The 13,107-nt window shown below is 70.8% G+C and carries 14 protein-coding genes; 5 read left to right on the forward strand and 9 right to left on the reverse strand.

What is annotated here, in order from left to right; genetic code table 11:
• Positions 1-64 precede the first annotated feature (64 nt).
• Complete coding sequence (gene rocD / locus J1792_RS09255; RefSeq protein WP_086572112.1) at positions 65-1,270, forward strand: ornithine--oxo-acid transaminase; 1,206 nt, start codon at positions 65-67, stop codon at positions 1,268-1,270.
• Positions 1,271-1,336: 66 nt separating this feature from the next.
• Here the strand turns inward: rocD and J1792_RS09260 are convergent, their stop codons facing one another.
• The 3 genes from J1792_RS09260 to J1792_RS09270 form a co-directional block, all read right to left on the reverse strand.
• Complete coding sequence (locus tag J1792_RS09260) at positions 1,337-1,579, reverse strand: hypothetical protein (protein WP_207247133.1); 243 nt, start codon at positions 1,577-1,579, stop codon at positions 1,337-1,339.
• An 11-nt stretch (positions 1,580-1,590) separates the two neighbouring features.
• Entirely contained in the window at positions 1,591-1,884 is a 294-nt protein-coding gene (locus tag J1792_RS09265; protein WP_207246984.1) for a hypothetical protein, read from the reverse strand.
• A gap of 181 nt (positions 1,885-2,065) precedes the next feature.
• Entirely contained in the window at positions 2,066-3,058 is a 993-nt protein-coding gene (locus tag J1792_RS09270; RefSeq protein WP_207246985.1) for an Lrp/AsnC family transcriptional regulator, read from the reverse strand.
• A gap of 84 nt (positions 3,059-3,142) precedes the next feature.
• Here J1792_RS09270 and J1792_RS09275 point away from each other — a divergent pair, with 84 nt between their 5' ends.
• A complete protein-coding gene (locus J1792_RS09275) occupies positions 3,143-3,964 on the forward strand; it encodes a class I SAM-dependent methyltransferase (protein WP_207246986.1) in 822 nt (273 codons plus the stop codon).
• Between the two features lie 22 nt (positions 3,965-3,986).
• Here the strand turns inward: J1792_RS09275 and J1792_RS09280 are convergent, their stop codons facing one another.
• Complete coding sequence (locus tag J1792_RS09280) at positions 3,987-5,189, reverse strand: glutathionylspermidine synthase family protein (RefSeq protein WP_207246987.1); 1,203 nt, start codon at positions 5,187-5,189, stop codon at positions 3,987-3,989.
• Positions 5,190-5,199: 10 nt separating this feature from the next.
• Positions 5,200-5,529, reverse strand: coding sequence for a hypothetical protein (locus tag J1792_RS09285; RefSeq protein ID WP_242645490.1), 330 nt, complete (start codon positions 5,527-5,529; stop codon positions 5,200-5,202).
• Positions 5,530-5,775: 246 nt separating this feature from the next.
• On the opposite strand from J1792_RS09285, the gene J1792_RS09290 reads away from it, so the two are divergent.
• Positions 5,776-6,627 (forward strand): YwqG family protein, encoded by an 852-nt coding sequence (locus tag J1792_RS09290; protein WP_086572123.1) that lies wholly within the window; start codon positions 5,776-5,778, stop codon positions 6,625-6,627.
• Here the strand turns inward: J1792_RS09290 and J1792_RS09295 are convergent.
• Together J1792_RS09295 and J1792_RS09300 are read right to left on the reverse strand one after the other, a co-directional pair.
• Positions 6,608-6,820 (reverse strand): DUF397 domain-containing protein, encoded by a 213-nt coding sequence (locus J1792_RS09295; RefSeq protein WP_086572125.1) that lies wholly within the window; start codon positions 6,818-6,820, stop codon positions 6,608-6,610. The genes J1792_RS09290 and J1792_RS09295 overlap by 20 nt on opposite strands.
• A complete protein-coding gene (locus tag J1792_RS09300; RefSeq protein ID WP_086572127.1) occupies positions 6,796-7,644 on the reverse strand; it encodes a helix-turn-helix domain-containing protein in 849 nt (282 codons plus the stop codon). The genes J1792_RS09295 and J1792_RS09300 overlap by 25 nt, the downstream gene beginning before the upstream one ends.
• Positions 7,645-7,764: 120 nt before the next feature.
• Here J1792_RS09300 and J1792_RS09305 point away from each other — a divergent pair, with 120 nt between their 5' ends.
• Entirely contained in the window at positions 7,765-8,118 is a 354-nt protein-coding gene (locus J1792_RS09305; RefSeq protein WP_207246988.1) for a hypothetical protein, read from the forward strand.
• A gap of 146 nt (positions 8,119-8,264) precedes the next feature.
• Complete coding sequence (locus tag J1792_RS09310; RefSeq protein WP_207246989.1) at positions 8,265-9,149, forward strand: hypothetical protein; 885 nt, start codon at positions 8,265-8,267, stop codon at positions 9,147-9,149.
• Here the strand turns inward: J1792_RS09310 and J1792_RS09315 are convergent.
• Positions 9,124-11,616, reverse strand: a complete 2,493-nt coding sequence (locus tag J1792_RS09315; RefSeq protein ID WP_143587873.1) for a hypothetical protein — start codon at positions 11,614-11,616, stop codon at positions 9,124-9,126. The two genes, J1792_RS09310 and J1792_RS09315, sit on opposite strands and share 26 nt — an antisense overlap.
• 61 nt (positions 11,617-11,677) lie before the next feature.
• The gene (gene pdxR / locus J1792_RS09320; RefSeq protein WP_207246990.1) at positions 11,678-13,099 is read right to left on the reverse strand and encodes a MocR-like pyridoxine biosynthesis transcription factor PdxR; all 1,422 of its coding nucleotides are present in this window, start codon (positions 13,097-13,099) and stop codon (positions 11,678-11,680) included.
• Positions 13,100-13,107: the final 8 nt, after the last annotated feature.

Genomic DNA, 13,107 nt, shown 5'->3' on the forward strand with positions numbered 1-13,107 from the left:
AGGCGGGTGTAGAAAGGCGTCAGCAGCATGCCCCGAACCCCCTACAGCAGGAACGGAGCACACGTTGACAGCCACGGAACGCAGCATCGCCGCCGCCGAGGAGTACAGCGCGCACAACTACCACCCGCTCCCGGTCGTGGTCGCGACCGCAGAGGGCGCGTGGATGACCGATGTCGAGGGGCGCCGCTACCTCGACATGCTCGCCGGCTATTCGGCGCTGAACTTCGGCCACGGCAACCGCCGGCTGATCAACGCGGCCAAACAGCAGCTCGACCGGGTGACGCTGACGTCGCGGGCCTTCCACCACGACCGGTTCGCGGAGTTCTGCGCGGAGCTCGCGCAGCTGTGCGGCATGGAGATGGTGCTGCCGATGAACACCGGCGCGGAGGCGGTCGAGACGGCCGTGAAGACCGCCCGCAAGTGGGGCTACCGCGTCAAGGGCGTGCCCGACGGGCGCGCGAAGATCGTCGTCGCCGAGAACAACTTCCACGGCCGGACGACGACCATCGTCAGCTTCTCCACGGACCCCGAGGCGCGGGCGGACTACGGCCCGTACACCCCCGGCTTCGAGATCGTCCCCTACGGCGACCTCGCGGCGCTGGAGGCGGCGGTCGACGAGGACACGGTGGCGGTGCTGCTCGAGCCCATCCAGGGCGAGGCGGGCGTGCTGGTGCCCCCGCCCGGCTATCTGGCGGGCGTACGGCGGCTGACGAGCGAGCGGAACGTCCTCTTCATCGCCGACGAGATCCAGTCCGGGCTGGGCCGGACCGGCCGGACGTTCGCCTGTGAGCACGAGGGCGTGGTCCCGGACATGTACGTCCTGGGCAAGGCCCTGGGCGGCGGCGTGGTCCCGGTGTCCGCGGTCGTCTCCTCCCGCGCCGTCCTCGGCCTCCACCGCCCCGGCGAGCACGGCTCCACCTTCGGCGGGAACCCGCTGGCGTGCGCGGTGGCCCTGGAGGTCATCGCCATCCTGCGCTCCGGCGAGTACCAGGAGCGCGCCACCGAACTGGGCGAGCACCTCCACCGCGAGCTGGGCCTCATGACGGGCGCCGGCGCCGTGACCGCCGTCCGCGGCCGCGGCCTGTGGGCGGGCGTCGACATCGCGCCGGAGGTCGGCACGGGCCGCGAGATCTCGGAGCGCCTGATGGCACGCGGCGTGCTCGTGAAGGACACCCACGGCTCGACGATCCGCATCGCCCCGCCGCTGGTCATCAGCAAGGAGGACCTCAACTGGGGGCTGGAGCAGCTCCGCGCGGTGCTGGAGGGCTGACGGGCCGCCGGAGGCCGCCCGCGGGGTCCGGGCTTCCCGCCCGGGCCCCGCGGGCGGGAAGCCGGATCAGGGCAGAGCGATCAGGCGCAGCACTGTGATGACCAAGATCTGCGGATTCGGGCTCACCTCGTACCGGATGATCGCCACCCCGCCGATCGCGGCGTCCCGCCGGTTCCGACCGTCTCCGACGGCTGACGATCCACACTGGTACGGATCGGCTCGCAGGGCCGCCATGCCGTTGTTGAATGCCTTCTTCCGCTCCGGCGGAATCGTGTCCCTCCCGGCCCGGGCCTCGTCGGTCCAGGCCACACGGAATTCACTCAACCGGCGCTCCTCCAGGCGTCATCGCTCTCGTTGTCGAACGTCACTCCCGAGAAGTCGCCCGCTTTGACACGGTCGACCACGTCGGCTTCGGCGGCGTCCTGCTCGGCGGGGATCCGCATGGCCCAACGGGCCAGCAACAGCGGGAGGTCGGCGGCCTCGGCGTGCTCGACCTCGGCGTTGAACTCGTCCCGCTGCCGCTCGGGCAGAGCCTCCCGGATGCCCAGGATCGTCGACGGTAGTTCGACGGGGCCACCCGTCATGTGCATCACGAACGACTTCGCGCGGGCCATCTTCGCCACTCTCCTCGACGCTATGGGGCCGGTGTGTGCGCGATCGGTACTCCTGGCGCATGAGCATCAAGAGGTACCACTCGGAAGTACACGGTATCCGGCGGCTGCGGCCGGTTCACTCGAACGGCGGACGCTGCCTGTGCGCTTTCCTCGCCGATAACTGTCAGTGGCGCTCGGGTGCTCAGCGGGCCCGTGCAGGGGTGAGCAGGGTGCCGGACCTCTTGACGTGCCGGGTGACCGGCGTGGTCTCGGCACCCCGTATGCCCGGCAGTGCGCCGACGCGCGTGGCGAGGTAGTCGTACAGCGCGTCGGCGTCCCGGACGACGACGACCGCCATCATGTTGGCCGGCCCGGTGACAGCCGCGGCGTACGCGACCTCGGGGTGACCGGCGAGGGCCTCGGCGACGGCGGTGAGCTCGCCGGGCGCGACGGTCAGCCACAGCACGGCCTCCTGGGTGAAGCCGTAGAGCGCCGGGTCGATGTCGATCTCGAAGTACAGCACCCCGGCGGCGCGGAGTTCGTCGATCCGGCGGCGGACGGTGGACTCCGACCACCCCGTCGCGGCGGCCAGCTCGCCGACGGCGGCGCGGCCGTCCTTGGCGAGGGCGGCGAAGAGGCGGTCGTCCGCGGTGCCGGGCCGCACGTCGCGGGAGGGCGCGCCGGGCGCCGCGAGACGGGACAGCTCCTCGGCCTGCCGTGCGTCGAGCGCGGCGGTACGGCCCGGCCAGCCGCCCGCGCCGGCGACCATGCGCAGGATGCAGTGGGCGGTCACACCGGTGATCCGGGACGTCCTGGGCAGTCTGGACAGCAGCAGGCTGCCCTGGGCGGACCCGCCCCGGGCCCGGGTGATGCAGGTGATCTCGGTGCCGCCGGAGGCGAGCCCCACCCATGAGGTGTCCGCCCGCTCGACGAGCGCGGCGGCGATCTCGGCCGAGGCGCCGGGGACGCACTGGAGGCGCACGGCCCAGTCGACGAGGCCGAGGCTGCCGGCGTCCGGCATCCCGGTGACGCGGAGGACCCCGTCGGCGCGGAGGCGGTGGTAGCGGCGGGCGACCGTACGGTCCGAGACGCCGAGGACGGCGGCGATCCGGCTGAACGGGGCGCGCCCGTCGATCTGGAGGGCGTGCACCAACTGCCGGTCGAGGAGGTCGAGATCGCGTATGACGGAATCCACCGGAAAACGCTATCCGATGTCGCATTCCGTCAGGGCGGGCCCGGTTGAGGACGAGGGACGACCGGCCCGGTGAGAGTCCTCGGCATGACGAACGCGAACACACTCGATACGCATGCGAACACGCTCGATCCCGTCGCGAAGACGGCCCTTCTCACCGCCGCCATGCGGGCGCGGGAGTCGACGAGGGCCGACGCCCTCTTCCACGACCCGCTGGCCGCGAAGCTCGCGGGGCCCTCGGCCATGGCCCTGCTCGAGACGGTCGGCGACGTGGCGGCGATCCCGGTACGGACGCGGTTCTTCGACGAGGCGATCGGGGGTGCGGTGGGCCACGGGGGTCCTCGCCAGCTCGTGATCGTCGCGGCGGGAATGGACACGCGCGCGTACCGGCTGGGTCTGCCGGACGATGTGACGGTCTACGAACTGGACCGGCCGGAGCTTCTGGACCGCAAGGAACAGCTGTCGGCCTGGGTCGCGCCGGCCTGCCGCCGGGTGGCGGTGGGCGTCGACCTCGCGGCGGCCGGCTGGGAGAAGGCCCTGGCGGGCGCGGGGTTCAGGGCGGACCTGCCCACGTGCTGGCTGGTGGAAGGGCTCACGCAGTATCTGCGGGAGCCGGACGTGCGCGCCCTGTTCGAGCGGATCTCGGCACTCTCCGCGCCCGGCAGCCACCTGCTGACCGACTTCGTGGCCGCGAAGCTTCTCGCCGCCCCGGAGGCCCGGCCGATGCTGGAGCGGATGGAGGAGTGGGGCTCGGCATGGCACTACGGGGCGGACGATCCCGGAGCGCTGCTCTCGGAGCACGGCTGGAAGGCCGAGGTCCGGTCGTTCGCCGGGGTCGGAGAGGAACTGGGGCGGCACGTGGAGGGCGGCCCCGGGATGTCGGGGTGGCTGGTGCACGCCCTCCGTTAGAGCGTCCGGTACGCACCCTTCACTAGAGGATCACGTGCGGGACGAAGCGCGCGTACTCGTCCGTGATCAGGCCCGAGGACTCGCGGATGCCGAGGCCGGCGGACTCGTCGCCGACCACCCAGGCGCCCAGGACGACGTGGTTGCCGTCGAAGTCGGGGAGCGCGGCGAGCTCCTGGTAGCAGCAGGGCTCGTCGCGGACGACCGGTTCGGCGCCGGGGGCGTGGAGGGTGACGCCGGCGCCCTCGCGGCCGAGCAGCGGCTTGGCGGCGTAGCCGTTCGTACGGGCCAGCTCGCGCGGGCCGTCGAGGTAGGCGGGGAGAAGGTTGGGGTGGTCGGGGAAGAGCTCCCAGAGGATGGCCAGCAGGGCCTTGTTGGAGAGCAGCATCTTCCACGCGGGCTCGATCCACAGGGTCGAGCCCGTGCCGCCGCCGTTGTCGAGCGTGTCCAGGGCCTGGGGGCCGAAGTCGTCGGTGGCCAGCCACTCCCAGGGGTAGAGCTTGAAGCAGGACCGGATGAAGCGGAGCTTCTTGTCGACGAAGCGACCCGAGAGCCGGTCCCAGCCGATGTCCTCCATGGAGATGGCCTCAGTGGTGATGCCGGCCTGTTCGGCGGTCTCCTGCAGGTACGCGACCGTCATCAGGTCCTCGCCCAGCTCGTCCCCGGCCGAGTGCGCGAAGTGCACGGGCGCGCCGGGCGGCAGGAGGGCGGCCTGGCGCCTCCAGGCATCGACGAGCCGCTCGTGGAGGGAGTTCCACTGGTCGGCGTGCGGAACGTCGGCGAAACGTTCCTCCATCCAGAACCACTGCGGTCCGGCGGCCTCCACCAGGGAGGTGGGTGTGTCGGCGTTGTACTCCAGCATCTTGGCCGGGCCGCCGCCCGGGCGGCCGTCGTAGCGCAGGTCGAACCGCCCGTAGAGGGTGGGCAGCTCCGCACGGCGCTGCCAGGACTCGGCGACCAGGTACTTCAGGCCGGGATCGGTGATGCCGAGGTCGGCGAAACGGTCGTGGTCGACGATGTGCGCGGCGGCCTCCAGGCACATCCCGTGCAACTCCTCGACGACCTCCTCGAGCGCCTCGACCTCGGGGAGGGTGAAGGAGTAGTACGCGCTCTCGTCCCAGTAGGGACGCAGCGAGCCGTCGGGCTGACGAGCAAGGGGGTAGATCAGCCCCTGCTCCTCGACGATCTCCTGCCAGCCGGGCCGGGGGGATATGCGGTGACGCTGCATCGCTCTGCGCTCAGCCGCCGCTCGAGCCGCCGTGGGAGGACGACGACGAACAGCCGAAGCCGCCCCGGTCGACGGCCTGGCTCTTGCTGAACGTGCCACGGTCGGCGAATCCGCCGTTGTTCGAATTGGAGGAGCCGTAGTACCAGCGCGCGGAGGAGGAACCGCCGCCGCTGGAGCCGGAGCTGGAGCTGGAGCTCGAGGACGTGGAGCTGCCGCTCTTCTTGCAGGCCTTGGAGTCGAGGACCTTGTATCCCCGGCTCACGTCGTAGCTGTTCGGGTCGACGCAGCGCTTGTCCGGTTCCGAACCGCAGGCGGTGAGCGTGGCGGCGAGCGCGCCCATGCCGCCGAGTATCACGGTGCTGGAACGAAGTCGCCTTCGTGTCTTCTGTGGCTTGTGTGCCATGTGTGGGACGCCCCCGTCGCGGATGAAGTCCACACACCCTAAGCCGCCAGTCGGCGAGGGCGGTTTCCGGCCGGTCCCGGCTCGGTCACAGGATTGTCAGGGCACGGTCACGGGGTTGCCAGGAACACGGTCAAAGGGTTGCCAGGAGACGGAATTGTCAGTGGCGCCCTGCATCATCGAGCCATGACCGAGTCTTTCGCCGACGCCGCCACCCTGCACGACCTGGCCCGTGCCCACCTGCCCGCCGACGCCGCCGAGCGCTGGATCGCCGGGCTGCGCCCGGCGGCCCGCCTGAGGGCCGCGTCCGGTTCCGACCCGGTCGTCGGCCGCCTCGGGGGCCTGCCCCGGCTGCCGGACGACGTGGAGTGGCCGGTATGGGACGGCCACGGCCCCCTCGCCTTCGTCGCCTCCCTGGACTGCGCCGCGCTGCCGTCCGACGCCCTCGACATCGAGCTGCCTGCGGACGGCACGCTGAACTTCTTCTACTTCGACGGCCAGATCGACGACGGCGACGCCCTGGTCAACCCGGGCGAACCGGAAACCCTGGCAGGCGCGCGCATCATCTACGTCCCCGCCGGCACCCCGACCGCCGAACGAGCAATGCCGGAGGACTTGCTCGAGGGCCTGGTCGAGGAACTGGAGGACGTGGAGGCCTACCGCGAGGTGCCGCTGACCGCCGTGATCGAGGCGACCGTCTCCGACTCCTACGACGACACGGCGTTCCCTGAGGAGTTCCGGAACGCGCTCTGGGACCTCGCGGGCAACGCCTGCCACCGCGTGGGCGGCCACGCGACCGCCGTCCAGAACCCGGTGGACCACGAGATCGCCCACGCCGTGCTCGGCGGCAAGGTCGCCTGGGGCGAACCCGCCATGGACGAGGAGGCCCGCCGCTGGACGCTGCTGGCCCAGTTCGACTCCGACCACCGCGCCCAGATGATGTGGGGCGACACCGGCTGCCTCTACTGGCTCATACGCCCCGAGGACCTCGCCGAACGCCGCTTCGACCGAGCGATGTTCACCTGGCAGTGCTGCTGAGTCGTTCGACGAACCGGGCCCAGGCCCCGGCCGGGAAGACCAGGACGGGGCCCGAGGGGTTCTTACTGTCGCGGACGGGGACGAGGCCGCCGGGTATGTTGTCGGCGATTTCGAGGCAGTCGCCTCCCCCGCCATTGCTGTAAGTCGACTTCCGCCATTTGGCGATACTCAGGTCGGCACGATTTTTCTGCATGTGCTGAAGTCCTCCATCGCCCTTTCAAGCCAAGCGGTTGACGCGGTCGGGGAAAGCGCCGAAGCGTGCACGAGATCGTATCGATGGGAGTGTCGTGCCGTTGCGGCGCTATCTTCCACCAACTCGCTGTGGTGGTCGCCTTCCAGGTAGGCCACATCCGGACCGCTGCGGAAGGAGAGCAGCGTCAGCGACCCGCCGAGGGCGGAGTGGGCGCCTGCCTCGAACGGCATGACCTGCACTTCGATATTCGGGGCCTCGGCCGCTTCCCTTACCCGCGCCAGCTGTTCGTACATAGCCGCCGAGCCACCGATCGGGCGACGCAGTACCGCCTCGTCCAGCACCACCCACAGGAGAGGAGGGTCTTCCCTCGCAAGGATGGCCTGCCGGTTGAGTCGAGCGACTACCTGCTCCTCGATCTCGTCCGCAGCACGCCACGGCTGACCAAGTCGCAGCACCTCTCGCGCGTACGCTTCGGTTTGCAGCAGACCCGGCACCACGTGCGCCATGTATTTGTGCATGGCAGAGGCCCTTGCCTCGTACTCCACGAATTTCTGCGCCCAGTTCGGAAACGGCGTCCGCCTGGCGTGCTCCCACAAGTCGGACAGATCGCCGTCCGCGCCCAGCAGCACGTCCAGCCGCTCCGAGACAGCCTTCGTCGGCATCTCCTTCCCCAGTTCGAACTGGGCGATCCGGCTGTGTGCGATGGGAATCTTGTCGCCCAACTCCCGTTGCGTCATGGACGACCGCATGCGGAGCTTGCGCAACTTCGCTCCGTACAACGCTGTCAGCGACGTCGATGGATCGAGTTCCTTGGGTGCGGGCACTGTTGCCACCTGTTTTCGCGTCGGAAGGCCGAAAACCGTTACCCCTGGTGAGCGTAGCTCCACGCCCCGATGCTGGGAACCGAAACCGGAGTGCACACACCACGACCGAGGTACCCACCCATGCCCAATCCCCAGCCGGCCGACGCCGATGTGATCCGCCAGACCGCTGCCCGCGTGGCGGTGGAGTTGCACGATGCGTTGCGCGCGCACGGACACTCGGTCCAGGTCGTGCCCGAGCCGCCGTCGTACGGGCAGCCGTACGTGACGTTCCTCAGTCCGCTGCGGGAGGACGAGGCGCGGCTGATCACCGCCGCGCTCGCGGCGTATTCGGGGGCGCGGGAGTCCGGGCAGCCCTGCGGGGAGTGCCGGTCGATCAAGCAGGAGTGGGCCACGGCCCAGCGTGGGGGCGACCGCGAGGGCGCGGCGGCGTTGGCGTGGAGCATGGGGCTGCACCAGCGGCGAGCGCACACCTGATCGGGCGGTAACCGTACGGGTGTTGGAGTGGCGGAACGGGCTGTTCAGGCACGCTCGCGCAGTACGTTTGCGCACAAGCGACCCCCCACGCTGGCGGCAACCGGCGGAGGGGGTCTACACCCGCCAGGAGTCAGGACCTCCCTTAGATGCTCAGGCATGTTAGCGCTCCGGCGCATTCCTCCACCCAGGTTCCGAACGAGATCATCCGCCACCCCCGCCTCTCCGCCGAGGCCGTCCGCCTCCTCCTCTGGCAGCTCGCGCTCCCGCCCGGCGTTGACGTACCGCTCTCGGAGACCGCCAAGCGCGCGGGGATCAAGAAGACCGCCTTCACGCGCGCCAAGGGCGAGTTGATCGCCGAGGGCTACGTCCACGAATGGAAACGCCAGGGCGTCGCGGGCCGCTGGGCCACCCGGCAGCTGATCTCGAACACCCCCCTCACGGCGGAGGAAGCCGCGGCGGCGATCGATCGCCCACCGACTGCTCCAGAACCGGCCGTCGGTGAACCGACACCCCGGACCGTCGGCCGTCCCCAAGAAAACACTGAGGGGAACACTTCCCCACCTCCCCACCACCCGCTCGCCGAGCGAGGCGCACAGGCCCTGGCCCTCGTCACCCGAGGCGAGCGCCGCCTCCGCCTGTCGTCCCGCGACGTGCGCACCCTCGCCCCGCTCGTCGCCGAATGGCTCCAGCGCGGTGCGAGCCTGCGCGAGCTCCGCGACGAACTGACCTCCGGCCTCCCCGACCAGGTCCGCTCCGCGCGAGGGCTCCTCCGCAACCGCCTCCTGCGCAAGATGCCCGACCCGGCCCCCGAACCCACGCCCCCGCCGTCCCCGCTCCGCGCCTGCGCAGGCGGCTGCGGCCGCATGATCCGCCCTGCTGCAGGAGAGTCCCAATGCCGCGACTGCCGCTACGAGCTCGCCACCGCCGTACCCCACGACGACGCCTCCGGTGCCGTCGCCGCGACCAGGCGCGGCGTGGCCGCCATCCGGGAGGCCCTCAGCCCCCTCAGTCCCTGCGCGCCAGGCCTGTGAGGCCCACGACGGCCATGGTCGCCGTGAGCCACCCGGCCACTGTGCAGAAATAGGTGAGGTAGGCGAATTCCCTACCGTGAGGTGCGGCCGTGTTGGGCCCCCAGTACTCGGCCTGGTGCAGATTGAGCACAGGGATGGCGACATCGACGGCGTATGCCGCCGGCGCGAAGGCCGGGTAGCCCTTCTGCGGGTGGTCCGCAGTGGGCGTCGGCTGCGCTGGCGCCGGCTGAATCAGCGGAGGCTGGATCATCGGCGGCCGTGTCATCGTCGGCGGAGGCGGAGGCGGCGAAGGCAGCGGGGCCGGCGCAGCCTTCGCCGACGCAACGCTTCTGATCGGCATCACCAGGTCATCCTGCTGCTGGGCCCAACAAGAGGCGCCGAACACCACAGCCCAGATGGCGACAAGCAGGAAGCCCATACGCCCGGTCTTGAATCCGTAAGCAATGGTCCTGTCCAGGATCCAGCTCCCCAGCCGACGCGGTCGGAGGAGTTTGCCATGCTTGCGCTTGTCTCGGCGGCGGGCAACGGAAATCTGTCGAGCCTCCGTGTCCTGCCCCATCTGCTTGTAGACACGCGCCAGTTGTTCATAGGGCTGAGCGGCGAACACTCCAGGCGACGACTTGGTTCTCTCTATATGGCCGCAACGAATCCAGCTCAGCCGCTGTTCGTATTCGGCCCGGTTCCTGCCGCCGAAGCCGTCGTAGGTGAAGCCGGCCATCTGCAGCCCGCCCTCGCCGGGCCACCAGGCGCGCGGGCGGCACACGTCGTCCCAGTTGTCCTCCACACGATGCGCCGACGCTCTCTCGAGGATCACCTTTCCGCGCACCTGTGAGACCGGAAGCCAATGCAGTTCGTCCGTAATACGCGCCCCGGTCGCGTCCAGAGCGGTGTGCCGGGCGGCCATCTCGAGCGTCACGATGCGAAGCGCGCCGTTGATCCGCGCACCGACGAGCCGTACCGTTCCCCGCACCCGCAACGGTTTGATGTGTCCAGTGGTCTCGTTCCTGTCGCCCAGGCACAGGTGCCCACCCACCTGAATCCCGTCGGCGATCAGCGCATTGTGGTGCCTGTCGACGCCCGTGAGCTGGGCGTAGGAGCAGTCCAGCCGGCCCGCTACGGTGGCCGAACGCAGGGATACCGGCCCCTCGGCGATCAAGCTGTGCAGACTCAGATCCCCCCGCATCACGGCCCGGTCGGCGTTCAAGGCCTCGCCATGAGGTGTAGCGGGGGCGATCACCGCCCTGCCGAACGACACGCCCCCCTTGATGTCGGTGCCGCCCAGCCGTACGGCACCCCCCGCCCGCAGGTACCGGAACAGGGCCTTTCCGCCCACCTTCATCCCGTCGGCGATCACCACCTCCCCGTCACCGTTCGTACCGGTGAACCGGGCACGTGAGAAATCGAGCTGGAGCGCGATATCGGAGCCGAGCAGCCGCACCGCGCCCCTGGCCGTGAATTCCCTCAGAAACATTCCGCCACGAACAGTGAGACCGTCCGCTTCCACCGCGCACCCGTCGGTATTGGCGCGCAGAGAGTCAACGAACGAGAGATTCACCTGCCCCTTGATCTCCGCCCCCGAAAGAATCAGGGCGCCACCGGCCTTCATGCCCCTCAACGACACGTAACCATCGACCCTGATACCGGGGGCCACCAGAGCATCCCTGTCGGCGTCCGCTCCCAGAAACCGGGCCGCGACTCCATCCAGCTCACCCGCGATGCTCGCCTGCATCAACCGGACCGACCCGATCGCACTCCTGGCCTCCCTGAGGACGAGCCGTCCCCCGACTCTGACGTCGTCGGCCATCAGCGCGCTGCGGTACTTGTCGCACCCCAGGAACCCAGCCCCGGAGCACTCGAGGTCCCCCTTGATCTCGGCACCGCTCAGCCACACCGCGCCGGAAGCCCTGACGCACTCGAGCGACAGGTGCCCGTCCACCCTCACGCCGTCCGCGACCAGCGCGACGCCACCCTCGTCCACGTCCCTGAGCTCCGCCTCGGACACGCTCAGCTGGTCGGCGAACCGCGCACCGCTCAGACGCACCCCTCTCCGCCCGCCCTGCGGGGGCGGCAGAAACCTCGAGCTGGTCAGCTCCAAAGACGTCGCCCGGAGCTTCTCGGCGGTGAACCCGGCCATGTCGCAGTGCTCGAAACGGATCCGCAAGGCGGTGGCACGGTCGAGAGCTACGGGGGCGTCGAACGCACAGTCCTCCAGCACCACGTGGCGTTTCAGTTCCGCGGATTCCAGGTCGAGGGGCCCTAGAACGCGTGCCCCGCGCAGATGCACCCCTCTGGGGTACACCGTCTCTCCGTCGAGGATGATCTTCCGAAGGGCCGACGCGGCGATCGTGCGCTCATAGCCCCAAGCACGCATGTCAGCCCACGTCACGTGGCCCCGGGGCTCCAGGTCGAGCTTCCTCCCGCCTGCCACGCGCGCCCGGAGCCTCGCTTCCACCGTCAGTGGGGGCATATCTCGACCGTAGGACCGCCCCGCTCACCCCGCGAGCGGGGGACAGCTCCCCTTGGCCCCCTCACCCCACCGGGGGGAGGGATCTCACCAGCGTGTCCAGTACGCCCGCGAAGGCGTGGTCCGGCGGGGTGCCGTAGCCGGCGATCAGGCCGTCCGGGGCCTGGGGGCCGGGGGCCTCGGGGTGGCGGAAGCGGCTCAGGCCCGACAGGGCCAGGCCCTGCCAGGCGGCCGCCTTGAGGGTGTCGCGTTCGGTGCCCGGCGGGAGCTCCAGCACGGCGTGCAGGCCCGCCGCGATGCCGGTGACGCGGACGTGCGGGGCGCGCTCGGCGAGGACGGAGACGAGCTGGTCGCGGCGGCGGCGGTAGCGCAGTCGCATGGCGCGCAGGTGACGGTCGTACGCGCCGGAGTCGATGAACTCCGCGAGGGTGAGCTGGTCGAGGGCGCCCGTGCCGTACTCCCCCTGGCCCTTGACGGCCAGCACCTCGTCGACGAGGTGCTCGGGCAGCACCATCCACGCCAGCCGCAGCGCGGGGGCCAGGCTCTTGCTCGCGGTGCCGAAGTAGACGACGCGCTCGGGGTCCAGTCCCTGCAGCGCGCCGACCTGCTGCCGGTCGTAGCGGAACTCGCCGTCGTAGTCGTCCTCGAGGATCAGCCCGCCGGTGCGCGCCGCCCAGTCGACGACGGCCGCGCGCCGGTCCGGGTGCAGGGCCATGCCGAGGGGGAACTGGTGGGCGGGGGTGAGCAGCACCGCGCGTGCGGAGCGGTGGGCCGCCAGTTCCTCGACGCAGGTGCCGTGTTCGTCGAGGGGCAGCGGCGTGGAGCGCAGCCCGGCGCGGTCGACGGCGTTGCGGTGGAACCACAGCCCGTAGGACTCGACGCCCATCTCGCGTACGCCCCGGGCCTTCAGCACCCGGCTCAGGACGGACAGGCCCTGCATGAAGCCCGAGCAGACCACGATCCGTTCCGGGGTGGCGCGTACGCCCCGGGCGCGGGCCAGGTAGCCGGCGAGTACGGCCCGTAGCTCGGGCGTGCCGGCCGGGTCGGGGTAGCCGAGGGCGGAGTTGGGGGCGGCGGTCAGTGCGCGGCGGGCGGCCGAGAGCCAGGCGGCGCGCGGGAACGCGGAGACGTCGGCGGTGCCGGGCATCAGGTCGTAGGTCGGCCGGGACGTACGGGCGGGCCGCGGGCCGCGCGTGGGGGGCTTCGCGCGGGACGCGGCGGCGCGTGTCGCCACGCGGGTGCCGGAGCCCTGGCGGGCGGTGAGCCAGCCCTCCGCGACGAGGTCGCCGTAGGCCTCGGCCACGGTGTTGCGGGCGATGCCGAGGTCGGCGGCGAGGGTGCGCGAGGAGGGCAGCCGGGTGCCCGGGGCCAGCCGGCCCGTCCGTACGGACTCGCGCAGGGCGCGGGTCAGGCAGGCGCGTACGCCGCCGGGACCGGTGAGGTCGAGGTGCAGGTCAGTGCCGTAAGTGGCCCAATTTTCCGCCATGGAAATGG

Origin of the sequence: Streptomyces triculaminicus, from assembly GCF_017349075.1 — a bacterium.
Taxonomy (GTDB): domain Bacteria; phylum Actinomycetota; class Actinomycetes; order Streptomycetales; family Streptomycetaceae; genus Streptomyces; species Streptomyces triculaminicus.